Origin of the sequence: Frankia sp. Mgl5, from assembly GCF_023242985.1 — a bacterium.
Taxonomy (GTDB): domain Bacteria; phylum Actinomycetota; class Actinomycetes; order Frankiales; family Frankiaceae; genus Parafrankia; species Parafrankia soli.
In genome coordinates, this window is sequence record NZ_JALKFY010000006.1 from 17,094 (window position 1) to 42,221 (window position 25,128).

General features: G+C 69.7%; 24 protein-coding genes. 14 read left to right on the top strand and 10 right to left on the bottom strand.

Annotated elements, in window-relative coordinates; genetic code table 11:
• Positions 1–59: 59 nt before the first annotated feature.
• The 3 genes from MXD62_RS04375 to MXD62_RS04385 form a co-directional block, all read right to left on the bottom strand.
• A complete protein-coding gene (locus MXD62_RS04375) occupies positions 60–1,277 on the bottom strand; it encodes an acyl-CoA dehydrogenase family protein (RefSeq protein ID WP_248828140.1) in 1,218 nt (405 codons plus the stop codon).
• A gap of 97 nt (positions 1,278–1,374) precedes the next feature.
• Positions 1,375–2,529 carry an acyl-CoA dehydrogenase family protein gene (locus MXD62_RS04380; RefSeq protein WP_248828141.1) on the bottom strand — a complete coding sequence of 385 codons (1,155 nt, stop codon included), beginning with the start codon at positions 2,527–2,529 and terminating at the stop codon, positions 1,375–1,377.
• 84 nt (positions 2,530–2,613) lie between these two features.
• The gene (locus tag MXD62_RS04385) at positions 2,614–3,534 is read right to left on the bottom strand and encodes an amidohydrolase family protein (protein ID WP_248828142.1); all 921 of its coding nucleotides are present in this window, start codon (positions 3,532–3,534) and stop codon (positions 2,614–2,616) included.
• Positions 3,535–3,873: 339 nt separating this feature from the next.
• On the opposite strand from MXD62_RS04385, the gene MXD62_RS04390 reads away from it, so the two are divergent.
• The 12 genes from MXD62_RS04390 (at position 3,874) to MXD62_RS04445 (ending at position 15,731) form a co-directional block, all read left to right on the top strand.
• Positions 3,874–5,487 carry an acyl-CoA synthetase gene (locus MXD62_RS04390; protein ID WP_248828248.1) on the top strand — a complete coding sequence of 538 codons (1,614 nt, stop codon included), beginning with the start codon at positions 3,874–3,876 and terminating at the stop codon, positions 5,485–5,487.
• On the top strand, positions 5,484–6,365 hold the full coding sequence (locus tag MXD62_RS04395; protein ID WP_248828143.1) for a coniferyl-alcohol dehydrogenase: 882 nt from the start codon (positions 5,484–5,486) through the stop codon (positions 6,363–6,365). Before MXD62_RS04390 ends, MXD62_RS04395 begins: the two co-directional genes overlap by 4 nt.
• A 175-nt stretch (positions 6,366–6,540) precedes the next feature.
• On the top strand, positions 6,541–7,731 hold the full coding sequence (locus MXD62_RS04400; RefSeq protein WP_248828144.1) for an amidohydrolase family protein: 1,191 nt from the start codon (positions 6,541–6,543) through the stop codon (positions 7,729–7,731).
• A 98-nt stretch (positions 7,732–7,829) separates the two neighbouring features.
• Positions 7,830–9,056 carry a cytochrome P450 gene (locus tag MXD62_RS04405; RefSeq protein ID WP_248828145.1) on the top strand — a complete coding sequence of 409 codons (1,227 nt, stop codon included), beginning with the start codon at positions 7,830–7,832 and terminating at the stop codon, positions 9,054–9,056.
• 1 nt (position 9,057) lies between these two features.
• Positions 9,058–9,198, top strand: a complete 141-nt coding sequence (locus tag MXD62_RS04410; protein WP_248828146.1) for a hypothetical protein — start codon at positions 9,058–9,060, stop codon at positions 9,196–9,198.
• A complete protein-coding gene (locus MXD62_RS39625) occupies positions 9,195–9,971 on the top strand; it encodes a hotdog domain-containing protein (RefSeq protein ID WP_131627095.1) in 777 nt (258 codons plus the stop codon). Before MXD62_RS04410 ends, MXD62_RS39625 begins: the two co-directional genes overlap by 4 nt.
• 59 nt (positions 9,972–10,030) lie before the next feature.
• A complete protein-coding gene (locus tag MXD62_RS04420; protein WP_248828147.1) occupies positions 10,031–10,432 on the top strand; it encodes a nuclear transport factor 2 family protein in 402 nt (133 codons plus the stop codon).
• A gap of 136 nt (positions 10,433–10,568) precedes the next feature.
• Entirely contained in the window at positions 10,569–11,609 is a 1,041-nt protein-coding gene (locus MXD62_RS04425) for an LLM class F420-dependent oxidoreductase (protein WP_248828148.1), read from the top strand.
• A 220-nt stretch (positions 11,610–11,829) separates the two neighbouring features.
• Positions 11,830–12,354, top strand: a complete 525-nt coding sequence (locus tag MXD62_RS04430; protein ID WP_248828149.1) for a PadR family transcriptional regulator — start codon at positions 11,830–11,832, stop codon at positions 12,352–12,354.
• Entirely contained in the window at positions 12,351–13,037 is a 687-nt protein-coding gene (locus MXD62_RS04435; protein WP_248828150.1) for an ABC transporter ATP-binding protein, read from the top strand. Before MXD62_RS04430 ends, MXD62_RS04435 begins: the two co-directional genes overlap by 4 nt.
• A complete protein-coding gene (locus tag MXD62_RS04440; protein ID WP_248828151.1) occupies positions 13,034–15,262 on the top strand; it encodes an FtsX-like permease family protein in 2,229 nt (742 codons plus the stop codon). Before MXD62_RS04435 ends, MXD62_RS04440 begins: the two co-directional genes overlap by 4 nt.
• A gap of 103 nt (positions 15,263–15,365) precedes the next feature.
• Entirely contained in the window at positions 15,366–15,731 is a 366-nt protein-coding gene (locus tag MXD62_RS04445) for a tyrosine-type recombinase/integrase (RefSeq protein WP_248828152.1), read from the top strand.
• On the opposite strand, the gene MXD62_RS04450 is transcribed toward MXD62_RS04445, so the two are convergent.
• From MXD62_RS04450 to MXD62_RS04470, 5 genes are all read right to left on the bottom strand, one after another.
• Positions 15,715–16,137: a cupin domain-containing protein gene (locus MXD62_RS04450; protein ID WP_248828153.1), complete on the bottom strand. Its 423-nt coding sequence runs from the start codon at positions 16,135–16,137 to the stop codon at positions 15,715–15,717. The two genes, MXD62_RS04445 and MXD62_RS04450, sit on opposite strands and share 17 nt — an antisense overlap.
• Before the next feature lie 305 nt (positions 16,138–16,442).
• A complete protein-coding gene (locus MXD62_RS04455; protein WP_248828154.1) occupies positions 16,443–17,792 on the bottom strand; it encodes an ABC transporter substrate-binding protein in 1,350 nt (449 codons plus the stop codon).
• Between the two features lie 221 nt (positions 17,793–18,013).
• Entirely contained in the window at positions 18,014–18,880 is an 867-nt protein-coding gene (locus tag MXD62_RS04460) for an LLM class flavin-dependent oxidoreductase (RefSeq protein ID WP_248828155.1), read from the bottom strand.
• 122 nt (positions 18,881–19,002) lie between these two features.
• Positions 19,003–20,223, bottom strand: coding sequence for a CaiB/BaiF CoA-transferase family protein (locus MXD62_RS04465; protein ID WP_248828156.1), 1,221 nt, complete (start codon positions 20,221–20,223; stop codon positions 19,003–19,005).
• Positions 20,224–20,491: 268 nt separating this feature from the next.
• Positions 20,492–21,373 carry an alpha/beta fold hydrolase gene (locus MXD62_RS04470; protein ID WP_248828157.1) on the bottom strand — a complete coding sequence of 294 codons (882 nt, stop codon included), beginning with the start codon at positions 21,371–21,373 and terminating at the stop codon, positions 20,492–20,494.
• A gap of 351 nt (positions 21,374–21,724) precedes the next feature.
• Here MXD62_RS04470 and MXD62_RS04475 point away from each other — a divergent pair, with 351 nt between their 5' ends.
• Positions 21,725–22,528 (top strand): FadR/GntR family transcriptional regulator, encoded by an 804-nt coding sequence (locus tag MXD62_RS04475; protein ID WP_248828158.1) that lies wholly within the window; start codon positions 21,725–21,727, stop codon positions 22,526–22,528.
• A gap of 52 nt (positions 22,529–22,580) precedes the next feature.
• Positions 22,581–23,534, top strand: coding sequence for a TauD/TfdA family dioxygenase (locus MXD62_RS04480; protein WP_251081211.1), 954 nt, complete (start codon positions 22,581–22,583; stop codon positions 23,532–23,534).
• Positions 23,535–23,631: 97 nt separating this feature from the next.
• Here MXD62_RS04480 and MXD62_RS04485 read toward each other — a convergent pair whose 3' ends face one another.
• Complete coding sequence (locus tag MXD62_RS04485) at positions 23,632–24,729, bottom strand: lipocalin family protein (RefSeq protein WP_308301191.1); 1,098 nt, start codon at positions 24,727–24,729, stop codon at positions 23,632–23,634.
• 44 nt (positions 24,730–24,773) lie between these two features.
• Positions 24,774–25,100, bottom strand: coding sequence for a hypothetical protein (locus tag MXD62_RS04490; protein WP_248828161.1), 327 nt, complete (start codon positions 25,098–25,100; stop codon positions 24,774–24,776).
• Positions 25,101–25,128: the final 28 nt, after the last annotated feature.

Below are 25,128 nucleotides of genomic sequence, written 5' to 3' on the forward strand. Positions count from 1 at the left end.
GGAACTCATGGACGACCCTCCGGGTCCTCGTTCCTGGGGCCGGGCTGCCCTGAGGGCGCTCAGCGGGGGAGGCCGAGTCCCCGTTCGGCGATCGTGTTCCGCTGGATCTCGTCGGTGCCACCGCCGAGGCGCAGGCCCGGGGCGAACAGCAGCCGTTCGATCCATGGCGCGGCCTGCGGGTCGTCGACGAGCGTCACCGCCATCCCGAGGATGGTGGTCGCCGCGTCGGCGCTGAGCCGGGCGTGCTCGGAGTAGAGCAGCTTCGTCGTCGGTCCGGCCGCCGGGACGGCGTGCCCGGCGGCGATCCTGGCCCGGAGCAGGTCCAGCGTGCGCTCCCGGATGACCGCCTGGGCCAGCAGATCCCGAACGCCCGGGTCGTCGGAGCAGCCGAGCTGCCTGGCCAGCCCGACGAGCTGGGTGGCGGAGCGCGCGCTCGTGCCGCCGCCGATCGCGGCCCGCTCGCTGGCGAGCATCGTCCGCAACACGGCCCACCCTTCCCTCGGGCCGCCGATCAGCCCGTTCTCCGGCACGAAGGCGTTGTCGAGGAAGACCTCGTTGAAGTGGTAGGCCCCGGACATCTGACGGAGCGGGCGGATCTCGATCCCGGGCTGCTCCATCTTCATCGCGAAGCACGACAGGCCGGCCCGGCCCTCCTCCCGGCTCCCGGTCCGGGCGATGAGCAGGGCGTAGTCGCTGCAGCCCGCGTTGGAGGTCCACACCTTCTGACCGGTGACCGACCAGCCTCCGTCCACGGGGGTCGCCCTCGTCTGCGCGCTGGCCAGGTCGGAGCCGGCGCCCGGCTCGGACAGCAGCTGGCACCAGCCGTGCTCGCCCCGCAGGATGGGCGGCAGGTAGGCGACGCGCTGCTCCCGGGTGCCATGCCCGAACAGCACGGCGGGGACCATCTCCAGCGCGACGGCGAACATCTTCGTCGACACGCCCCACCTGGCTTGTTCCTCCGCGACGACCTCGTCCTGCCAGCCCGGGGCACCGTGGCCGCCGCACTCGGTCGGCCAGGACCGGCCGGCCAGGCCGGCGTCGAACAGCCGGCGCTGCCAGGCGCGCGTGACGGTGATCGCGTGCTGTTCCTGCTCGTGGTACTCCTGCGGGGTCCGCGCGCTGACGACGTGCACCGCGGAGAAGTCCTCCGGCGATCCCTTGCGCGGCGCGTTGGCCACGAACCACTCGCGGACCCGAGCCTCGAACCGCGCTCGTCCTTCGACCCGCGCTCGTCCTTCGCCGCTGCGCCCGGGTGCCGGTGCGGGTGAGTGCTGCATCGGGTCTTCGCCTCCACACACGTTCGTAGCGACTCGGTTCACGATCACTTCGGGATACCCGCGGCGGTCGGGCCGCCGGCCGGGCCGGCCCGCCGGTTCATTCGGACTGCTCGGCGAGCACGTACCGGGCGAGTCGCTGCCGGTGGTGGGCCGGGTGGCCGAAGAGCTGCCGCGAGCTGTGCGCCCGCTTCAGGTACAGGTGCGCCGGATGCTCCCAGGTGACACCGATGCCGCCGTGGACCTGGATGTTCTCGGTGGCAGCCGCGACGAAGGCGTCACCGCAGCACGCCTTCGCCAGACTTGCGGCCAGCGGCAGGTCGGGCAGGTTGTCGGCCGCCGCCCACAGGCCGTGGTAAGCGGCCGAGCGTGCGGACTCGACGCCGAGATGCATGTCGGCGAGCTTGTGCTTGACGGCCTGGAACGAGCCGATCGGTCTGCCGAACTGGACCCTGGTCCTGGCGTGGTCGACCGCCATGTCGAGTACCCGCGCCGCCCCGCCGACCTGCTCGGTGGCGATCGCGACCGCCGCGAGGTCGAGCACGTGCTCCAGCACCGGCCGGGCCGCGCCCGCCTCGCCGAGCAGCCGGGCCGGCGCCGCGGTGAAGGTGATGTCGGCCTGCCTGCGGGTCTGGTCGAGGGTGGCCCGCGGCACGCGGTGCACGCCCGGGGCTCCCGCGTCGACCGCGAGGACGCTGAGGCCGGCTCCGGTGCGGGCGACGACGAGCAGCAGCGACGCCGCGTGCCCGTCGAGCACGAACGCCTTCTTCCCCGAGACCGTCCACCCGTTGCCGTTGCCGTTGCCGTTGCTGTGGCCGTCGAGGGTGGCTGTGGTGGTGATGCCGTCGGCACCGGCCCAACGGCCCGCGGATTCGGTGAGCGCGAGCGTGGCGACGGTCGTGCCGGCGGCGATCCCGGGCAGGTAGTCGTGGCAGGCGGCGCCGTCACCCAGACCGAGCAGGGCCGAGGCGGCGAGAACCACGGTCGACAGCACCGGCGCGCACAGCAGCGAGCGTCCCGCCTCCTCGAGGACGACCCCGAGCTCGACGAATCCGCAGCCCGCGCCGCCGTATTCCTCCGGCAAGGTCAGACCGGCGATTCCGAGCTCGCCGGCGAGCTGGCGCCAGAGACCGGGGTCGTAGCCGTCGACCGTCTCCATGAGACGTCTGACCTCGGCTTCGGGCGAGGTCTTGTCGAGGAAGTCGCGAACCGTCCGCCGGAGTTCGTTCTGCTCTTGGGTGAAAGCTAGGTTCACGTGGCCTTCCTCAGGAGATGAAGACAGTCCGTGCGCGTGGACCGCTCGCCGGCTCGCGCGGGGATCAGCCTGCGGTGGCCAGGCTCAGTTCTTCTCGGCGAGACCGAGAACGCGGGCGGCGTTCTCCCGGAGGAACTTCGGCCACACGTCCTCCTTCAGCGGGAGCTGCGCCAGTTCTGTCATGATCCGGTCGAGGGACAGGCCCATGGGGAAGTAGCCGCCGTACAGGATCCGGTCCGCGCCGCGGGTGTTGGCGTAGTCGATGATGTTCGCCGGGTAATAGCGCGGCGAGAAGGCGCTGGTCGAGTAGTACAGGTTGGGCCATTTGATCATCAGTTTCACGGCGAGGTCGGTCCACGGCTCCGCACCGTGCCGCATGACGAACACCAGCTCGGGGAAGTCGTACATCACCCGGTCCACGAGCTCGACGTGCTGGACCATGGACGGCACCCGGGGGCCGGCGATCCCGACCGTCACGAACACGGGGATGCCCAGCTCGACGCACTTGGCATAGATCGGATACATCTGTGGTGCGTCGATGGCCACCTGCGGCAGCACTCCGTGCGGAAAGAGGGAGACAGCCCGGACGCCCCACTGTTCATGGACGCGGACGAGGGTGCGAATTCCCTCCATTCCCCGGTTGGGATCGCAGCTCCATGAGCCGACGAACCGGCCAGGGTGTTCGGTGAGCGCGCGCTCGGCGGCCTCCGTGTTCGCGCTCAGGCTGATCAGAGCGATCTCGACGCCGTATCGGTCCATCTCGCCGAGTACGAGCGCGACCGGATCGACGTCGTCGGCGAGGTGGCTGGCAGGCACGTCGTGGAACATGTACGCCGCCGGCATCACGAATTCGTCCCGCGACTCCTTGTCGCGTAACGAGGCCCTTATCTGTCTGTACAGTGCGGCCGGATCCTGGGGGAATCCCACCATTGTGTCGATCACACCGATGTCGAACGGCCGGAGTGGGCGGTCGGTCGTGGCGGGGGGTGGGAACGTGGGAGCCACCTTGGGTACCTTCCGTGACACTCGCGCCGCGACGCCGCCCCCACAACGGCGGTGGCGGTGTCCGGCCGGGATCGGCGGCGGTCGCCGTCGGTCGGACCGGGCCAACGATAGCCCGCGATTACCGTCGATGTCGACATCGATATCGACATGGGTTACGCTCGCCGCACGGCGGTGGATTCGCCATCAGGCCCAGGGTGATCCGGCCTCCGGGGAGTGGCCGGGCGGGGCCGGACCCGCCGACGAGGTCGGTATCGCAGCTCAAGGTCAAGATCCCATTCCGAGCTGGTCGCGTCCATGGCGACTGAGGACCCCGCGCGCGGTCCTGAGGCTGGAGGGCACATGTATCCCGGCACCCACGCGGCGTCCGCTCCGGACCGGCCCGCGGTCGTCATGGCCCGCAGCCGGAAGATCGTCACCTACGATGAGCTGGACAGTCGTTCCGCCCAGCTCGCACGCCTCCTCCACGCCCGCGGGCTGCGCGCCGGCGACGTCGTCGCCCTGTTGGCGGAGAACCATCCCCGCTTCCTGGAAGTGCTGTGGGCGGCGGTGCGCTCGGGCCTGTACCTGACGGCGATCAACCGCTACGCCACCGCGGACGAGATCGCCTACATCCTCCGCGACTCACAGGCGTCGGCGCTCGTGGCGACCGTGAAGCTCGCCCCCGCCGCCGGCACGGCGGTGGCGGACGTGGCGGGGTGCGAGACCCGCCTGATGATGGACGGGGCCGTCGAGGGTTTCGAGCCGTACGAGGAGGCGATCGCGTCGTTTCCGGCGCAGGCCCTTCCCAGGCAGCCGTGTGGTGAGCTCATGCTCTACTCCTCGGGCACGACCGGGCGTCCCAAGGGGATCAGGCGGCCGCTGCGCGGGATCGAGGTCGGGGACCCTGTGGCGGCGGGCGGCGCGCTGATGTGCCAGCGGCTCGGCGGCATGGATCAGCGGTCGGTGTACCTCTGCCCGGCGCCGCTCTACCATGCGGCCCCCCTCGGCTGGGCGCGGGGAGCGCACGAGCTGGGCGCCACCATTGTGATCATGGAGAAGTTCGACGCGCGGGAGATGCTCGAGCTGATCGAACGGGAGCGGGTCACCCATGTCCAGGCGGTCCCGACGATGTTCGTCCGGCTGCTGAAGCTCCCGGCCGAGGTCCGCAAGGGCTACGACCTGTCGAGCCTGCGGCGGGTCGTCCACGCGGGTGCTCCGTGCCCCGTCCCGGTGAAGCGCGAGATCATCGAGTGGCTGGGCCCGATCGTGACCGAGTACTACTCGGGAACCGAGGGCGCCGGCATGACGGTCATCGCGTCGGCCGAATGGCTCGACCATCCCGGCTCCGTCGGCCGGCCGGTGCTCGGCACGATCCGCGTCTGCGGGCCGGACGGCGCCGAGCTGCCCACCGGTGCGACGGGCTCGATCTACTTCGAGCGGGACGGCACCGTCTTCGAGTACCACAACGATCCGGAGAAGACCCGGTCGGTGCGGCACCCCGAGCACGAGAACTGGCTGTCCTTCGGCGACCTGGGCTACGTGGACGACGACGGATACCTGTACCTCACCGACCGGAGCGCGTTCACGATCATTTCGGGCGGAGTGAACATCTACCCGGCCGAGATCGAGGCGTGCCTCGCCGTGCATCCGTCGGTGGCCGACGTCGCCGTGTTCGGACTGCCCGACCCGGAGATGGGCGAGTACGTGCACGCGGTCGTGCAGCCGGCCGAGGGCGTACGGGCCACGGCGGAGCTGGCCGAGGCGCTGCGGGCCCACGTCCGGGAGCAGCTCGCCGGGCCGAAGGTTCCCCGGGTCGTCGACTTCCAGGCGGAGCTGCCGCGCCTGCCCACCGGCAAGCTCTACAAGGTTCCGCTGCGGCAGAAGTATCTGGATCGCCTGGCGGCCCGCCCGCCGGCGGACTCGCGGACCCCTCCCGCCGCGGCGTCGTCGGGTTTGCCGGGAGGAGCGCGGTGAGCGGGCACGACGAGCTCTACATCGACGGGCGCTGGACCAGCCCTGCCGGCTCCGAGCTGTTCGAGCCCGATGGAGGTCCCGTGGGAAACCCCTTCAGTTACCAGGACAAGCGGGTCGTCGTCACCGGTGGCGCCTCCGGTATCGGCGCCGCTCTGCTCGAGCTTCTCGGTGACCTCGGCGCGCCGCACGTAACAGTGATCGACCGGAAGCCGCCAGCCGCTGCGGTGGATCGTTTCGTCGAGGCCGATCTGTCCTCCCGGGCGGGCGTCGACGCCGCCGCGGCGGCGATCGAAGGTCCGGTGGACGTCCTGTTCAACAATGCCGGGGTTGCCGGTACGCAGCCCGCGCCTGTGGTCTTCAGCGTGAACTACCTGGCGGTCCGGCGGCTGTCGGAGCGGCTCGCGGGACGGATACCGGCCGGCGGGGCCGTCGTCATCACCTCGTCGATGGCGGGGATCGGCTGGCAGGCGCACCAGGACGAGCTGGGCAGGCTGATGGCGATCGACGACTGGGACGAGGCGCTCACCTGGCTGGACACCCACCCCGAGCGGGCCGGCGACCCGTACGCGCTGTCCAAGGAGTGCACCCAGCTCTACACGCTCCGCGCGGCCCGCGCGGCCAGCCGGGCGGGGACCAGGATCAACAGTGCCTGTCCCGGCGCCACGAGCACGCCGCTGCTCGGAGACTTCCGGTTGACGATGACCGACGAGATCATCGACTGGTCGGTCCGGCAGGGCCTCGGACGGCCGGCCTCGCCCCGTGAGGTCGCGCAGATCCTCGCGTTTCTCGGCTCGGACGCCGCCGGCTACCTCAACGGCGTGAACCTCCCGGTGGACGCGGGCCTGCAGGCGGCCCTCGCGACGGGCCAGACCGACTAGCCGGGACGGGACAGACCGACTGGCCGGGACGGGCCGCTCGGCCCGGCGGGCAGCCGCCAGCCGAAGCCGCGGTTCAAGGGTCGATATATCTCGACATCGGTGTCGACTTCGATATTCTGGCGACGCCGCGTCGGGCGTCAGGCCGCGTGAACGACGATCGGAATGCGAGACGGACGTGACGAATCGGCCCACCAAGCCGTGGATCTTCGACTTCGACAACCACTACTACGAGGCAGAGGACGCCTTCACCAGGTACCAGGACCGCTCGCTGCGTAACCGCGGTGTCCGGTGGGCCGAGGTGGACGGCCGGCGCCGCCTGCTCGTGGGAGGGACGCTCAACTCCTACATCGCCAACCCGACCTTTGATCCCGTTGCGAAGCCGGGCGCGCTGTACGACTGGTACCGGGGCAACCCGCGCCAGCAGCAGATCAAGGAGGCCTTCGGGGAACTCGAGCCGCTGCGGCCGGAGTACCGCGACCGCGCGTGTCGCCTCCAGCTGATGGACGAGCAGGGGCTGGCCGGCATGCTGCTGTTCCCCACGCTCGGGGTGGGCGTCGAGGACGCGCTCAGGCACGACCCGGAGGCCGGGGGCAAAGTCTTCCGGGCGTTCAACCGGTGGCTGGACGAGGACTGGGGCTTCAACTACGAGGGCCGGCTGTTCGCCGTGCCCTACGTTCCCCTGCTCGACCCCGCGGCCGCCGTCGACGAGCTGCGACGGGTGATCGAGGCCGGAGCTGTCGTGGTGAACGTCCGCAACGCGCCGGTTCCGGTGCCCGGTGGCTTCCGCTCACCGTTCGATCCGGTGTACGACCCGTTCTGGGGGCTGGCCGCCGAGGCCGGGATCGTCGTGGCGACCCACGCCGGCCTCGACGGCTACGACACCCTGGTGCAGATGTGGGAGCCGGGCGGTGCGGAGAGCTCGCTGTTCCGCTCGCCGTTGCGCGGCATCGTCACGAAAGGCCGGGCGGTCAGCGACTTCTACGCCGCCGCGGTCTGCCACAGGATCTTCGACCGCTTCCCCGCGCTGCGGTTCGCCAGTGTCGAGAACGGTGCCGCGTGGGCGCCCGAACTGCTGCACCGCCTGGACGACGCCGCCAACCGGAACCCGGGCTACTTCCAGGACCACCCGAGGGACGTCTTCGGCGAGCACGTGTGGATCACTCCCTTCTGGGAGGACCGCGTCGACGAGCTCGTGGCCGATGTGCGGGTCGACCGTCTGCTGCTCGGGTCGGACTGGCCGCACGCCGAGGGCACCCGCGCGCCCGCCGACTTCCTGACCGAGTCGCTGGGCGGGCTGCCCGACGCCGACATCCGGCGGATCGCCCGCGAGAACGCCCTCGAGGTCATGCGGATCTCGCTCGACTGACCCGGCCGGAGCTGCGCGGCCGGCCTCGCGAACGGACCGACCTGCTTTCCGCCTGGCGTCAAGCGCCCTGCCTGATCGACGACTTCGGAGGAACCAACATGGACATCGCGGCAGCGGCCACCGTCTTCACGGATCCGCGGGCGTACGCCGACAACGAGCGCTTCCACACCGCCACCGCCCTGCTGCGGCGTGAGTCACCGGTCCACCGTGTCGAGCATCCGAACTTCAACCCGTTCTGGGCCGTCACCAGGCACGAGGACGTCATGGCGATCTCCCGCGCCTCCGACATCTGGATCAACGAGCCCCGGCCCGCGCTCGGCCCCAGGCCCAAGGACGCCGACCGGGAGAACATCCCGATCCGGTCGCTGGTCCAGATGGACGCCCCGGACCATCCGGTCTACCGCCACGTGAGCGCGGACTGGTTCAAGCCGGCCGGTGTCCGGCGGCTGCGCGACCGCATCGCCGAGCTGGCGAAGCGCTTCGTGGACCGCATGGCCGACCAGGGCGGCGAGTGCGACTTCTTCGCCGACATCGTCTCGCACTACCCGCTGTACGTGATCCTGTCCCTGCTCGGCCTGCCCGAGGAGGACTTCCCCCGGATGCTCAGGCTGACCCAGGAGCTGTTCGGCGCGGACGACGAGGACCTGGCCAGGAACCAGGACAAGCAGGCGCAGATGCAGACCCTGATCGACTTCTTCAACTACTTCCAGGCGCTGATCCAGGACCGCCGCGCGAACCCCACCGACGACCTGGGGTCGGTGATCGCCAACGCCACGATTCGCGACGAACAGATCGGCGAGCTCGAGGCGGCCGGCTACTACACGCTGATCGCGACGGCGGGGCACGACACCACCAGCGCCGCGCTCGCCGGCGGACTGCACGCCCTGCTGGAGAGCCCGGGTCAGTGGCAGCGCCTGGTCGACGACCCCAGCCTGGTGACGACCGGTGTCGACGAGATGATCCGGTGGGTCTCCCCGGTCAAGCAGTTCATGCGTACCGCCCGCGAGGACACGGTCGTACGCGGCGTGGAGCTCGCGGCGGGGGAGTCGGTCCTGCTCTCCTATCCGTCGGCCAACCGGGACGAGGACGTCTTCGACAACCCGAACACCTTCGACGTCGGCCGGACCCCGAACCGGCATGTCGCCTTCGGGTTCGGCGCCCACTACTGCCTGGGCACCCACCTGGCCCGCCTCGAGGGCCAGGCGCTCTACGCGGAGCTGGTCCCCCGGGTGCGGTCGATCGAGCTGGCCGGAACGCCCGAGTACATGGAGGCCCTGTTCGTCGGGGGGCCGAAGCGGCTGCCGATCCGCTACACGATGGCCTGACGTGGGCGGCTCCACGCTTGTCGACGAGCTCGCGGTCCAGGCGACCCTCGCCCGCTACTGGTGCCACGACGAGCTGGTCAGGCTCGACGGCGAGTGGCGGATCGCCCGGCGTGACGCACTGCGGATGGACAGGCCCGCGTGACCGCCGCGGCGCACCACTTCGCCCGGCTGCTGGCGCTCGCGCTGGAGCCGGGCGGCCCGCCCGTGACAGCCACGGCGCCCGTGCGCCCGGAGTCGTTCGCGCCCGGGACCACCCGCGTCCGGGCCTCGGTGCTCCTCGCCATGGTGGACATCGTCGCCGGGCAGACGCCGGACGGGCCGGGCAAGCCGGCGGTGGGGGCCACCATGGACCTGCGACTGGTCCTCCTCTCGTCCCCTCCGACCACCGGCCACCTGCACTTCCGGTGCGAGCCGCTGCGGGTGGGCCGCCGGTTCGTCGTCGCCGAGACCGAGCTGTTCTCCGACGGTTCGCCCCTGCCGTTCGGCCGGGCCGTGTCGACCTTCGCGGTGCTCGATCTCGGAGCCGGGATGCCCGTGGGCGCCTCGCGGGTCGTACCGGTCGAGGGAGGTTCGTTCGACGCGTTCCTGGGGGCCCGCGTGCAGGACGAGCACACCCTTGTCCTCGACTCGTCGCCGAGGCTGGCCAACGGCCCGGCGGGCACCCTCCACGGCGGCGTCCAGGCGCTGGCCGCCGAGCTCGCGGCGGAGCGCGTGGTGGGTGGGCGCGATCGTGGCCTCGCGGTTACCGACCTGGACATCCGCTATCTCGACCGTCTCCGCGTCGGCCCGCTCACCGCGTCCGCGCGGCAGGTGCCGTCCCGGACCGGCGCCCCGGTAGCAGTCGTCCGGCTTGGCGACGCCGGTTCCGGTGACCGTCTGATCGGCCACGCGACGGTCTCCTTCGGACAGCTGTGAGGCACGCCCGTTCCCGACGTCGTCCGCCCTCGAGCTGAGGGCGGCCAGGAGGAGTTCTGATGCTTCCCGCTCCGGAGGACCAGGTGGCGATAGCCGACCTGCTGGCCCGGTACTGCCTGACACTCGACCTCGACGATGTGGCGGGCTGGGTCGGTCTCTTCGTCGAGGACGGCAGCTACCAGGCGTACGGGCGTTCCTTCGACGGGCATGAAGGGCTGCGCGCGATGATGGCCGCGGCGCCCGGTGGACTGCATCTGGGCGGCTCGCCGGTCATCGAGATGCTGAGCGCCGACGAGGCACGCACCTCCCGGAACCTGCTGTTCGTCAGCCGCGCGGACGGCGTCTCGCGCAGTGCCGTCTACACGGACGAGCTCGTCCGGACGGCTGACGGCTGGCGTATCAGACGCTGCAGGTGCCGGTTCATCACGGCGGCCGGTCTCGCGGACCGGCCTGAACGCTAGCCGTTGCGGTCAGCGGCCGGTCGCGCGTGGTGCTTGCCCCGCGCGCCGGCAGGACGGGCGAGGATGGCCATCCCACAGTCCGCACAGGACGCCGGTTGTCCTGGACATCCGGCCCGAGGACGGAAGGCGGAACTGCATGCGGATCGGAATGCCGCTGGACTACAGCGGTGGGTTCACGGAGGCGGTCGCGGCGCTCGGCGACTACGAGAAGGCGGGACTCGACATCGTCTCCGTCCCGGAGGCGTACTCGTTCGACGCGGTCAGCCAGCTCGGATTTCTCGCCGCGCGCACGGAGCGGATCGAGATCGCCTCGGGCATCCTGCCCATCTACACCCGCACGCCCACGCTGACGGCCATGACCGCGGCCGGGCTCGACTTCCTGTCCGGTGGGCGGTTCACCCTCGGGCTCGGCGCGTCCGGGCCGCAGGTGATCGAGGGCTTCCACGGCGTGCCGTACGACGCTCCGCTCGCCCGCACCCGCGAGGTCGTCGAGATCTGCCGGGCGGTGTGGCGGCGTGAGAAGGTCGAGTACGCGGGCCGGCACTACACCCTGCCGCTGCCACCTGAACGGGGCACCGGCCTCGGCAAGCCGCTGAAGATCATAAATCGGCTGGTCCGGGAGCGGATCCCGATCGTCCTCGCCGCGATCGGCCCGAGGAACGTCGAGCTGACCGCGGAGATCGCCGAGGGCTGGGAACCGCTTTTCCACCACCCGGAGAAGGCCGGCGAGGTATGGGGGCGGGCGCTGGCCCAGGGCAGGGCGAAGCGCGCCCCGGAGCTCGGAGAGCTCGACGTCGTCGTCGGCGCGCCGCTCGCGATCGGCGAGGACACCGACGGCCTGCTCGACCTGATGCGTCCCATGTATGCGCTCTACATCGGCGGGATGGGCGCCAAGGGCAGGAACTTCTACAACGACCTCGCTCGGCGGTACGGCTACGTCGCCGAAGCAGAGCTCATCCAGGAGCTCTACCTCGCCGGGAAGAAGAAGGAGGCCGAGGCGGCGGTCCCCGGCGATCTGCTGCGGGCGACCGCGCTCGTCGGCCCCGCGGGCCACGTCAGGGAGCGGTTGGCCGCCTACGCGCAGGCCGGTGTGACGACGCTGAAGGTCACCCCGCTCGCCGCCGACCACCGTTCGCGGGTGGCCGCGATCGAGCAGCTGCGCGAGTGGGCCTCCTGACACCTTGGCCCGCCGGCGCCACCGGCTCTCGGGAGCGCGGCCCCCACCGATGCGGAGGGTTTCCAGGCCGTACCGCGCATCCCGCCGGGTACCGGGAAGTGAACCCCGCCGACGGTGGTCCGTCCCATTGTAGGGAGCCCGGTCTCCGCTTCGTCGCAGGTCAACGCCGCACCCTCGCAGACTATACACTTGAAGTATATCTCAAGAGTATAGTCCTCTCATGAGTGTTCCTTTGACCCTGCTGGGGCTGTTGGAGCGGGAGCCGAGTCACGGCTACGACCTCAAACGTGACTACGACGCGTTCTTCGTCCGAGGCAAGCCGCTGCCGTACGGGCAGGTGTACGCCACGCTCAGCCGGTTGGCGCGGGACAACAAGATCGTGGCCAGCGAGGCGGAACCCGGCGACGGGCCCGAACGCAAGCGCTACGTCATCACCGAGGCGGGAGCGACAGAGTTCGAGATCTGGCTCACCGAGCCGGTGGCACCCGAACCCACCCTGCAGACGGTGCTGTTCACCAAGGTCGTACTGGCCCTGATGCTCGGCCGCGACGCCCAGCAGTACCTCGACACACAGCGTGCCGCCCACCTGCGGCGGATGCGCGAGCTGACCGCGCTACGGCGTACCGGCCCGCTCGTCGACGCTCTGCTCGCCGACCACGGACTGTTCCACCTGGAAGCCGACCTGCGCTGGATCGACCTGACTACGGCCCGGCTGGACGCGCTCGCCGAAGTGGTGCGCTCATGACCGTCCTGATCGAGGCCCGCGATCTCACGCTCGCTTTCGGTGCGACCCCCGCCCTGCGCGGCACCAGCCTGACCGTCGATGCCGGCGAGGTGCTCGCCATCATGGGCCCAAGCGGCTCCGGTAAGTCCACCTTGCTGCACTGTCTGGCCGGCATCCTCACCCCCGACTCGGGTGAGGTGCACTTCGACGGCCGGCGGATCGACACCATGAACGAGGCCCAACGCAGTGCGCTGCGCCGCAGCGTCTTCGGCTTCGTCTTCCAGTTCGGCCAGCTCGTCCCCGAGCTGACCGCCGAGGAGAACGTCGCTCTGCCATTGCTGTTCAGTGGCACCCGCCGGGCGGCCGCCCTCGTCGAGGCCCGGCTCTGGTTTGCCCGGCTCGGCTTGGACGGCCTGCAGCGGCGCCGATCCGGCGAGCTGTCGGGAGGCCAGGCACAGCGCGTCGCGCTCGCCCGCGGCCTGGTGACCCGGCCCCAGGTGCTGTTCGCCGACGAGCCGACCGGCGCACTCGACTCGCTCACCGGCGAGCAGGTGATGGAGCTGCTGGTGGGCACGGCCCGCGAGCAGGGCACGACCGTCATCCTGGTGACCCACGAGCCCCGCGTCGCCGCCTACGCCGACTGGGAGGCCGTCGTCCGGGACGGCAAGGCCAGCACGCTGGCGGCCGAACGGATCGTCTCGTGATCCCTTTCGCGCTCCGCCTCGCCGTCAGCGGCGGCCGGGAGGCCGTCGTCCGGCTTGTCATGATCACTGCCGCCGTCGCCATCGGCGTGGGGCTGCTGCTCGCCACGCTCGCCAGCCTCAACGCCGTCGGCCGGTCGAACACCCGGCAGCTCTGGTACAACACCGGCGCTGCCAGCCGGACCGGGACGGCCCCGGTGGACCCGCTGTGGTGGTGGGCCCACAGCGACTACTACGACGGCAGGTCGCTCATCGAGATGGACGTCGCCGCCACCGGGCCGACCTCGCCCGTACCGCCGGGCCTCACCAGGCTTCCGGCCCCTGGTGAGTACTACGCCTCGCCGGCGCTTGCCACGCTGCTGCGCGAGACCCCGACGGTCCAGCTGGGCGACCGCATCCCGGGCCGGATGGCCGGCAGGATCGGTAAGGCCGCGCTTGCCTCCCCGGACTCGCTGGTGGCGGTCATCGGCCGCACCCCGGCCGAGGTCAAGGGCGCGCCTGGGGCAAGAGCGGTCACCACCATCGCCAGCACGCTGCCGCCCGCCTGCGACAACGACTGCTTCGGTGTGGGCGTGCGCGGTGACGCGATGACACTCGTTCTCTCGGTGGTGGCCGGCGCGCTGATCTTCCCGGTGCTGATCTTCGTCGGGACCGCGACCCGCCTGTCCGCCGCCACGCGGGAGCAGCGGTACGCCGCGATGCGGCTGGTTGGCGCCACTCCTCGGCAGATCTCGTTGATCGCAGCGGTCGAGTCCACACTGGCAGCCGCCGCCGGCACAGCCGTCGGCTTCGGCCTCTACCTCGCGCTGCGCCCGGTACTCGCCACCGTGCCGTTCACCGGCAGCCGCTTCTTCGCCGGGGATCTGACCCTCACCGCGTCCCAGGCCCTGGGGGTCGCCCTGGGCGTCCCGGTGGCAGCGGCGATCGCAGCTCGTATCGCGCTGCGCCGGATCATCATCTCCCCGCTGGGCGTGACCCGCCGGGTGACCCCGCGTCCGCCCCAGGCCTGGCGACTGGTCCCGTTGCTGGCCGGTCTCGGTGAGCTCGTCTTCTTCGTCGGCCGCCGTCCGGCGACCGTCAACGGTCAGGCGGTGGCCTACCTCACCGGCTTTCTGCTGGTGATGCTGGGCCTGGTGATCGCGGGACCGTGGCTCACCATGGCCGCCGCCCGGGTAGTCGCACGGCGTACCAGCCGTCCGGCCACCCTGATCGCGGCGCGCCGGCTCGCGGACGACCCGAAGGCCGGTTTCCGCTCGGTCAGCGGCCTGGTCCTGGCCCTGTTCGTCACCACAGCGACGGTCAGCATCATCGGCACCATCAACCACAACCGTGGCGTTCTGAGTGGTGATCCGCAGACCCGGGTCGCGGTGGCGCACGGCGCGCAGATCGGCGACCCGCCGATGACCAACGCCGTGCCGGACCGGCTCCTCACGGACATCCAGGCGATCCCGGGCTTCCGGGGCCTCGCGATAGTCCACGCCAACCCCCACAGGATCGGAATGGACCCGACGGATCCCCGGCCATGGGCGCCCGGCCTGGTGGTCTGCTCCGATCTGGTGCGGGTCCCGGTCATCGGCCGCTGCCCGGCCGGGGCGAGCGTCGCGGCCGTCCCGCTCTTCGCCTTCCTCGACGTCCGATCGAACAGCGCCGAGCAGTGGCCCGCCGCCGCGATCTCCCCGGCGGAGGCCGCCACACTGCCCGTACAGATGCTCTACGTGACCACCAACGGGTCGACGGTGGCCATGGAGCAGACCCGGACCCTGCTGACCAGGACCTACCCGGACTACATGGCCCGCACGGTCAGCGACTGGGGCTCCAACCAGCAACAGGAACTAGCCGGTTGGCGCCAGCTGGCCAATGTGGTGCTGCTGACCACCCTGCCGATCGCGGGCTGCAGCCTCGCGGTCAGCATCGTCGCGGGCCTGTCGGAACGCAGGCAGCCCTTCGCGGTCCTGCGGCTCACCGGCGCGCCCCTGCGGCTGTTGCAGCGAGTCATCGGTTTGGAAAGCGCGCTGCCGCTGCTGGCAGTGGCCGCCCTCTCGATCGGGACAGGCTTCGCGGCGGCGGCCATGTTCCTGAAATCGCAGATGAAATACGACCTGATCTTGCCAGGTGGAGCGTATTACACGCTCGTCGTCCTCGGTCTGGCTACGGCGCTGGGAATCAGCGCCTCGACCCTGCCACTGCTCAAGCGGATCACCGGCCCGGAGGTAACGCGTAACAACTGATGCTTCCTTCCGCGCCCCCACCGCGACGGCGCCCAACCTCGGCCTGCTGGGCTTCAGAAGGGAGACGGTTCCGGAGCCGCGCCGGCCTGGCCGCCGCGCGGTCGTGCTCTCCGAGCCCTACGCCGTGGTCGTCACCGCCCACACCACCACCACCATCGCCGCCGCGGCCGGCCTCGGCGAGAAGACCACCGCCCACGTCCTACGCCACACCTTCGCCACCAGCCTCGTCCGCGGCGGCACCGAGCTCGTCACCGTCGCCGAACTCCTCTGCCACACCCGCCTCGAAACCGTCCGGATCTACACCCAACCCACCGAAGACGACAAGATCCGCGCCCTCGACCACCTCGCCAGCCGGTCCCCGGGTTGGGTCCTTAGCTCTGTGACCTGCCCCTGCGGCCCATGCCGATGGCCGAGACCCGCAGACCCTGGCCGAGCGTCCGGTGTGTGCATCATCAGCCCGTCCTGGTGATCGTCGCCGCGGCGGAGGTGTACTGCTCGTCGGTGACGTGTTCGAGCCAGGTCGCCCCGTCCCCGTCCGCGGTGCCCTCGTAGAGCGCGATGTGGACCATGAAGTCCGTCGGAGTCGCGCCGTGCCAGTGCTCCTCGCCCGGCGGGGTGTAGACGACCTGCCCGGCCCGGGCCACGATGACCGTGCCGTCGCGGGTCCCCAGCAGGGCGATGCCTTCGGTGATGTACAGCGTCTGGCCGACGGCGTGCGAGTGCCAGGCGGTCCGGGCGCCGGGGGTGAAGTGTACGCAGCCGCACGCCAGGCGGGACGGCTCGGGCTTCCTCGTGGCGATCGGGTCGATGTAGACGTCCCCGGTGAACCACGCGGCCGGGCCCTTCACGGTCGGCCCCTTCGGCTCGAGGTTCATCTGTCTCCTTCGTCATCCGTGCGGCGGCGTGTCAGCTCGGTGGTCGTCCACGCGCCCATCACGTCTCTCCTTCTCGTAATGCCCGGGGTTGAATCCGCCGGCGGCCGGGGACCATGCGGCCACCGGGCCGGACCCCTCGTCGCAGCGGGCACGCGGGCCTCGGCGGATGCGGTCATGGCACCAGAGAACAGGTGCTCGCGCGGACGCGACAGGTCACGCTGTTCCGGGTTCCGGCAGAACCCCCCACGTCTCCGGGGGCGGCCCTGGCCCGAGGACGTGAACACGAACAGGCGGCTGCTCACGGTTCAGTCGAAGGACTCCAGCGTCGGGTCGGTCCAGTCGCGGTTCTGGTTCGACCAGCAGGCGAACGGCTTTTGCGCCGTTCCGCCCACGAGATTGAACTTGCCCCCCTTGATCTGCACAAAGCTGGCGCATTCCTGGGCGGGTCCGTGCGACTTCGGGTCGGCCTGGGTCGGGCTGTCGTGCATCCGGGTCCAGTCGAGGGGCGGCACCAGGCCGCCCGCGGTGAAGTCAGTGATCTTGTTCGTCGCGTCGATCACACTCTGCCGGGTGAACGAGGGCCCGGCCGCCAGAATCCCCTGGTAGGCGATGTCCGCGTCGATCCAGCCGATCATCGCGACCTCACTGATCTCCGCACCGGTCTCGCCCATCCACTTCCGGAAGTCGGCGAGGCTGCTGTCGCCCGGGGCCGCCTCGAAGGGCCGGAAGGAGACCTGCACGATGTCGCCTTCGAACAGGTCGCCGGCCTCCCGCACGAACTTCGCGTCGTAGGTGTTCGGGTGAAGGATCTTGACGTCCGGCATGCCCTGTCGCTGAAGCTCCTGCGCGAGCGTCTTCTGACCGTTCAGATCGAAGCAGCTCACAACCATGTCGACGCCCGCGCGCTTCATCGCCGACACCTCGGGCCCGACGCCGTTGGGCAGGCCGAAGGCGAGTGCGTCGTTGAAGTACGCCACCTGCTGGCCGGTCTGGGGGGCGTACAGCTTGATCGAGTCCCGGACGGACTGGGCGCACCGCTTCGAGGAGTCGGAAACACCGTAGCCAATGGCAGCGATGTGCGTGGCGCCGACGAGCGTGGCACCGTAGGGGTAGTACCGGGCGGTGCACTCAAGGCACGTGATGCCGGCGTTGCCCCAGATGTCGTCGTGGCCGACCATCGCGGCCGGTTGGATCGCCCACACGTACTGCGGGATTCCCGCCTTCGCCAGGTCGCCCCACCCGGTGGGAAGCTGCGCGGCACTGAACGTGCCGAATGTGTCGTTCGCGGTGATGATCTGCAGCGCGCCCTGCTGGTTCTGGCCCAGCTGGTCGTCGATCTTCCTCGTCAGTTTCAGCTGTCGGCCGTGCACGCCGCCTTCGCTGTTGCGGAAGGCGAAGTACGCCTCGATTCCCTGGGCGAAGCAGTCGTAGATGCAGGCTCCGGTCGGGTTGTTCGTCTTTGTCGCCAGCATCGAGAAGCTGACCGCGTTGGCGGTGACGCCCGGCGCCCCGTTCGCCGCCGGGGCCGGTCCAGCGGTGCCACCGCCGTCGACCGAGTTCCCCCCGCCGGAGTTCGAACAGGCCGCTGCCGTCGCGATCGCCAGCGCGACCAGGAGTACCGACAACCGACGTAAACCGGCATGTAATCGCTTCATGAGAATCTGGTAGTCCTTCGGATCGGGCGCCTGAAAACTCCGTCTCCGAGCGCCATCTTTTTCTGACAGAACGTCCGGACGATCAGACCGAGTGTTCATCCCGGTCGTCGTTCGACTCGGATCACTCCACCCGGAGCCGTCTGGTCAGGTGGACGCGGGTACTTGCCGGGCGCACGGACTCGTACCCTGCGGTGCGGTGGATCTCGGTGCGGGATCCCGGTTCAGCGCAGCCGGGCGACGACTGTCTCACCGAACGCCGCGAGGGTCTCCGGGGGCGCGAAGTCGCAGAACCAGGCGTAGATGCGTTCGACCCCCCGCTCGGCGAGCGCGCCGAAGTGGTCGACGAGCTGGTCGCCGTCACCGACGACCACGCCCGTCGTTCCGAACCGTCGTGTCGCCAGCGCCGCCACCTCGGCGCGTCGCGCCTCCGACGGGACGAAGGCCACCATCTGTTCCATGGACAGCCGCGCCTTGCCGGCACGCGGTCGCATCTCGTCGAGCTTGTCGAGGATCGCGATGTGCAGGTTCCACCAGTCCGCGTGCGCGGCGACGAGTTCCATGGTCCTCGGCCCGGCTCCGCCAATCGTGATCGGGATGCGGTCCAGCGGTGTCGGAGCCTGTTGGGCCCCGCGCAGCCGGAAGAACTCGCCGTCGTAGTCGACGGGCTCCCCTGTCCACAGGGCCCGCAGGATTTCGAGCGTCTCCTTCAGCCGTCGCACCCGCTGCCTGCCGTCGGTCATCGCGAGGCCGAACGAGTCGATCTCGTCGGCGAGCGAGCCCGATCCGAGGCCGAGCTCGTAGCGCCCTCCGGACAGGTGGTCCAGGGACACCGCTTCCTGGGCGAGGACCGTCGGGTGGCGAAAGACGTCGCACATCACGAGCGATTCCACGGTCAGCCGCGAGGTGTGCGCCGCCAACCACGTGTTCGCGACCGTCGCCGCAAACATCGGCTGGTTCGGAGCGAGCGGCGGGGAAAGGTGGTCCATCCCCGCGATGCCGTCGAACCCCGCGGCTTCCGCCGCCCGGGCGCGTTCGACGAGTTTCTGCGGGCTCAACCGCATCTGCGGCAGGTACAGATGAAACTGCACGTCGGTGTCCTCCTACGGTCTCGCCCGCCGCGGCTGCCACAGCCGGACGTACGAGATCGCGCCCCAGTCTCCTTGCTGCGCCTGGCCCGGGTTCCCGGTCGAGGGATGGTTCGGGTGACCGGTCACGCGACGACGCCGCGGATTCGCAGGTCGATGACGGCTTCCATGTCGAGGCCGATGTCGGCGAGGATCTCGTCGCCGTGTTCGTTGAACTCCGGGGCGCGGCCGGCCGCGGCGGGCTGCTCGTTGTACTGCATGGGCGCGGCCACCAGCTCGAACGGAGCGCCGGTCGCCGACTCGCACGGCTGCAGGTAGCCGTTCGCGGCGGTCTGCGGATCGGCGGCCGCCTCGAGGGTGTCCTGCACGACCGCCCACTGCCCGCTGAACGGTTCGAGCCTGCGGCGCCATTCGTCCACCGGCCGCTCGGCGAACGCCAGGGTGAGGTGGGCGGCGACCTGCCTGTGGTTGGCCATGAGCGACCCGTGGTCGGCGAAGAGCGGGTCGGTGGCCAGCTCCGGGCGGCCGATCACCGCACAGAGCTCGGCCCAGTACCTGCCCGCCTGCAGGCAGCACAGCATGAGGCCCCGGCCGTCCTTCGTGCCGTACGTGGCGACCAGCGGGTTCCTGCTCATGTCCTCGATCGGCGGAGCCTGCCATGGCCGCTTGAGCAGCAGGGACAACGCGATGGCCTGCCCCATCGCCCACATCCCGGTGTTCAGCAGGGAGATGTCGACGGTCGTGGCCTCGCCGGTGCGCTCGCGGTGGAACAGCGCGCCCATGATTCCGCCGGCGATCGTCACGGCGCCGATCGAGTCGCCGAACCCGGGGCCGGGCGGTGGCGGGTTCAGGCCGTCGTACTCGGGCCGGGTCGTCCCGACCGCGACTCCCGCCCGGGCCCAGAACGCCAGGGCGTCGTAGGCGCCCTTGTCAGCGTCCGGTCCGCGTTCCCCCTGGCCGGTCCCGCGGGCGTAGATGATGTTCGGGTTCGCCGCCCGGATCTCGTCGAGACCGATGCGGAGCTTGGCCCGCACGCTCGGGAGCTTGTTCGTGAGAAACACGTCGGCCGTCGCCGCGATCCGGTACAGCAGGTCGAGACCGTCGGCGGAGGTGAGGTCGAGCCCGATACTGCGCTTGCCCCGGTTCGAGTGTTCGAGCAGGGCGTGGACACCGCCGCCGACGGCCGCCATCCCGGTCGACTCCAGGCCGCGCATCGCGTCACCCCGCACGACGTGCTCGACCTTGATGACGTCGGCGCCGAGATCCGACAGCAGCGCCGAGGCCGCCGGGACGAACGTGTGCTCGGCCACCTCGAGAATTCGGACGCCTTGCATGACTGAGGTCATCGGTCCCCCACGAGCCCGTTGATCGCGTGTTCGGAGTCGGCATCGGACGGGTGAGCTGGTGCACGGATGACCGGGCCAGGACCGCAGGCGTGGCTCACCGCTTCGCGCCCAGCGCGTTGTGTTTCTCGGGGCGACCGAACGAGATGTAGGCGGTCGCGTCCCGCAGCTCATAACGCACTGTCACAGGGCATGCTCCTCTCGTTCGAGTGCCGTCGCCCGGCCGAACGGGCCGTCGGCCGGGCTCACGGCCGACTCTCGAACGGGCACGTCAGACTTCCTTGAAGAAATCCAGTAATACGGGCGCGGCGAGCACCCAGGGGTCGAACAGGTTGCCGGTTCCGGCGAACGACGCCTCCAGCGCGCGTTCCCAGGCGTCCTCGGGCCACGGCGGCTCGATCAGCCGGGACCCCGCGATCAGCGAGTGCACCTCCATCGACGTCCGCTTCGGGTGGTCGAAGTCCCGCTCGCCGCCGCGGATGATCAGCGTCGGAACCTTGATCCCCTCGAACTCCCAGTCGCTGACCCCGGGGATGGGCTCGTTCGGCTTGGGAACGAACGCGTCCAGCCAGCGGTTCATCGCCCGCTCGAAGCCGTCGGTCCCCAGGTCGAGTAGCCGCTCCCGGTTGCGCGGGTTCGCGGCGACGAGGTCGGCCCAGCCGCCGGCCGGGCCCGACATCTTCAGAACACCCTCGATGCCCTCGGACCGGACCACCCGCAGCTCGTTCAGGACGTACACGCCCGCCAGCGTCATCGTGCTGAACGTGCCACCGACGATCGACCACACCGCCAGCTTGCGCACAAGGCCGGGCCACATCATCGTGAAGACGATCGAATCCCGGGCACCGCCGGAGCCACCCGCCACCAGGACGTGGTCGACGCCGAGCTGCCGCAGCAGCAGCCCCAGTGTCTCGGCCCGCATGTGCGACTCCGAGCGCCCGTACAGCTGCACGTCGGACTTCCCGCAGTTCGGCCTGTCCCACAGCAGCACCCGCTTGCCGCCCTCGGCCAGCGCCCCGGCGAGCTCGTGCAGGCCGCCGACGTCCTTGCTGAAGCGGCCCCCCGGGGTGATGACAACGACCTCGCCGTCGTCCGGGCCGACGAACTCGTAGACGACGACCCCACCGTTGATCTCGGCTTCCCGATCAGGCATGCCTCTCCTCTCCGCCGCGGCGCGTGCCAGTCAGCTCTGGCGTTCGACAGAACCGACCCGTCCTCCTCCGCGTGCGGGGACCATCGCCCGTGGTCCGGCCCGGCGGGAATCGCAACGGCGACTCGGCTCCGGCGCGCCGGGGGCGCTCGTGCGGCCATCGTAATGCGGATGTGATGCAAGTTACAATCTCATCCTATAGATGATCCAGACTTTGTGTCATCAAATATCTTAATCATATAGACATAAACGGTCGGATCGTGCTACGGTCGACTCCTTATGGGGCGAGGCGACAAGCGGCAGGACAGTGACCAGTCGGCACCCGGGGTCCACGTGCCGAAGGTGGCCGAGCTCGTGGCCGCTCAGCTCCGGTGGCGGATCGTCACCAGAGAGCTGCGTGACGGGGCGGAGCTCCCGCGCGAGTCGGACATGCTCGCGGAGTTCGGCGTCAGCAGGCCGAGCCTGCGCGAGGCGTTGCGGATCCTGGAGACCGAGGGTCTCGTGCGCATCCGGCGCGGGAAGATCGGCGGCGGAGTGGTCAGACGGCCCACCGTCACCAGCGCCGCCTATCACCTCAGCCTCACACTCAGGACGCATGAGGTCACCCACACCGACCTGGCGACCGCGCGGCTCGCGATCGAGCCGGTGTGCGTCGCCCTGGCCGCCGATCTACCCGACCGGGAGGAGATCGTCGCCGAGCTCACCCGCCTCGTGGACGACGCCGAGGCGTGCGAGTCGCCCGCGGAGTTCAACGCCGCGGCGCACGCCTTCCACCTCCGCCTCACCGAACTGTGCGGCAATACCACCATGATGCTGATCGCCGGGACTCTCGAGGCTGTCTGGAGCGCTCAGGAGGACCACGCGCTGCAAGCCGACTACCGCTCGGACCCACGCGCACGACGGATGTCCATCGCGTCGCACCGACGCATTGTCGCGGCGATCGAGGCGGGAAAAGGCGACCAGGCAAGTCGCGAGATGCGCAAACATCTCTCCGACATGCAGCAGGTCATGACCGGCGCATACGGGTCCAGCGTGATCAAGCTCGCGACAACGCCGGCCGGAAGCCATCTGCGCGCCGTCCCCGGGTCACCCGGCGCGGGCCCGACGGCTCCCGGCACGAACTGCGGCGGGACGCCGACGAAGAGAAGTGAACCATGAGCTACGAGGTCGTGATCCGGAACGTCGAAGACGCGCAGAAAGGCGTGTGCCAATGGGATCGATTACGGTAGGGCCGTTACAGGACGACCTTCCGTTCGGTGCGCGAATCACAGGTGTGACGCAGCGGGCGCTCGAGGACCAGGCCGTCCGGCAGGAGATCAACGAGGTCTTCGAGGCCCGCGGCATGATTGTCTTCGAGGGCCTGGAGTCATCCACCCAGTTACAGGTGACCCTCAGTGAGGTATTCGGTCCGCTGAAGGACCATCCGAGCAAGGACGTCGCTCGGGTCGATGCCGACCGGTGGCCGGGCGTGATCGAGATCGCCGCCGGTCCGGACATGTGCATCGTCGAGATCGACGGCAGGCCGCTTGTCACCTGGCAGCCATGGCACTTCGACCACTGCTACAACGACGAGCTCAACCGCGCGGGAGTGCTCCGGGCCGTCACGATCGCACCCGACGACGGGCTGACCGGGTTCGCGGACGGCATGCAGATCTGGAACGACCTGCCCGCCGACGTGCGCGAGATGATCGACGACGTCGAGATCATCTACACTCTCGACCTGCTGTACTCTCATCAGCGTTTCGGCCTTCCGGCCTCGTTCCGCGAGATCCGGCCGCACAAGAACGAGGACCAGATCCTCGCGACCGCGAAGACATTTCCGCGGGCCATCCATCCGGCCGTGTGGATCCGCCGTACCGGCGAAAAGGTCGTGCACATCTCCCCGTACATGGCGGTGGGTATCGCGGGGGAGGAGAACCCGCGCGGCGAGGAGAAGTTCCACCACGTCTGGGCCGAGGTCATGAAGGTGATACGCCCCTATCACCACAGCTGGCGGCCGACGGACATGCTGATCTGGGACAACTGGCGGATGCTCCACGAGGCGGGTGGGTGCGACCCGAAGCACGAGCGCGTGATGCACCGAACCACGATCAAGGGCGACTACGGTTTCGGGCGCTTCGAGAACGCCGCGAAGGTCGGCGCCCCCGCACCGGGCGCGATGTAGCGGTCGGCCATGCCGGGATGTCTACTCCGCTGGACGGCGGGCCCGCGGTCGCGGGCCCGCCGTTTCGAGGCGGATGGCTTCGTGGCTGATGTCGCTGTTACAGGCCCAGGAGCTCCTTCACCGAATCCCAGACGTAGCCCTTGCCGGGCATGTCGATGTAGGGGATCACCTCGGCGTAGCCCAGGCCGGTGACGGACTGGCCGTTGATCGTGCCGCTGACGCTCGAGGTGCCCTCCCAGTACTGGCCGACGGGGACGAGGTCGCTCCATACCTCCTGGTCAGCCAGTTGCGGTGTGACGGTCAGTGAGCCGCCCGGGATGTCGACCTTCCAGCCCTGTGGATACGTGATCCCGGTGTGTGGACTGGTCCAGGTGCCGAGCGCGGTCTGGCTGAGCTGGGCGGCCGGGAGGTTGGTGGTGCTCCCGTCCGGCCTGACGAGCGTGCCGACCGTCTGGACATAGTTGTTGTTCTTGTCGCGGATGAAGTAGAGCATGTACTGGGTGTTGTTGGAGAGCTGCAGGCTGAACCATTCCCAGCCGCCCTCGCCCGGGTTCCAGTTGCCCCACTGGTGGTCCTGCCAGGCGGTGCCTGTGACGTTCACGGCCATACCGTGGTCGAAGAGGACTCCGCTGGCCTTGAGGTTGGTCTGCGAATAGTAGCCTGACTGTCCGAACGGTCCGTAGCCGATGACACCCGAGTCGCCGTGCAGCGCGGCCGGGGTCGACTGGCTCAGCGTGAGGCCGCCGAAGCTGTAGCTGAGGTCGGGGAATCCGCCGGAGACGTGGTTGACGCCGTTCTTCCCGTCCATGTGGACGGTGCCGACGGTGAAGTTGTAGCCGCCGCCCGGCGGGACCACGTCCGGCTGGATGCTGTAAATCTCCTTGGTTCCCTTGTAGGTGCCCCGGGTGAGGTCCGAGATCGCGAAATTGACGTTGTAGATCACCGCTGCCGGCGCCGTGGCGAGGCCGTCGTTGCGGACGACCATGCTCTCGAAGCCGTAGGCGTGGCTCTTCCCGAAGACGTCCTTCCCGGTGAGGTGGCCGGTGAAGTACCACCACTCCATCCCGGCGTCGACGTGCGCGGATTCGTCTTTCGGCAGCGACACCGGGCCATACGTGAGTGCTGAGGCCGCGGGCGTCTGAACCGCGAACAGCAACAGCAGGCCGGACAGCGCCCCCAGGACCAGGCCGGACACCTTCCTTTTCCGTAATCGCCGCATCCGGGATCCAGTTGACGAGGTCATCGTTCGCACCACCCTTTCGAATGGATAAGATGAGCACGGAACGGGTGCTCCGCACGTGGTCGGCCAGATTTATGGGGCTTCACGGCGCGGCCGAGCAGCATCCGTCTCCGGACGATGTCCGGTCGTTTTTCGAGGCTCTCGGCGACAGCCGAAAAGGACCGGCCGGCGTCGAGAGGAAAATTCGCGCGGGCGTGGATGAAGGCGACCTTCTCATGGTTCCGGTCAGGGTGGCGGCTGAGCGCGAAGCCTGCCTGTTCGTCCTTACCGTCGAACCAGAGTTGGTCGTAGGGGTCCGGATGGTCATCGCCGGCATGCGAGATCATCCGTCGGGATGGACCCTAACGGATACAT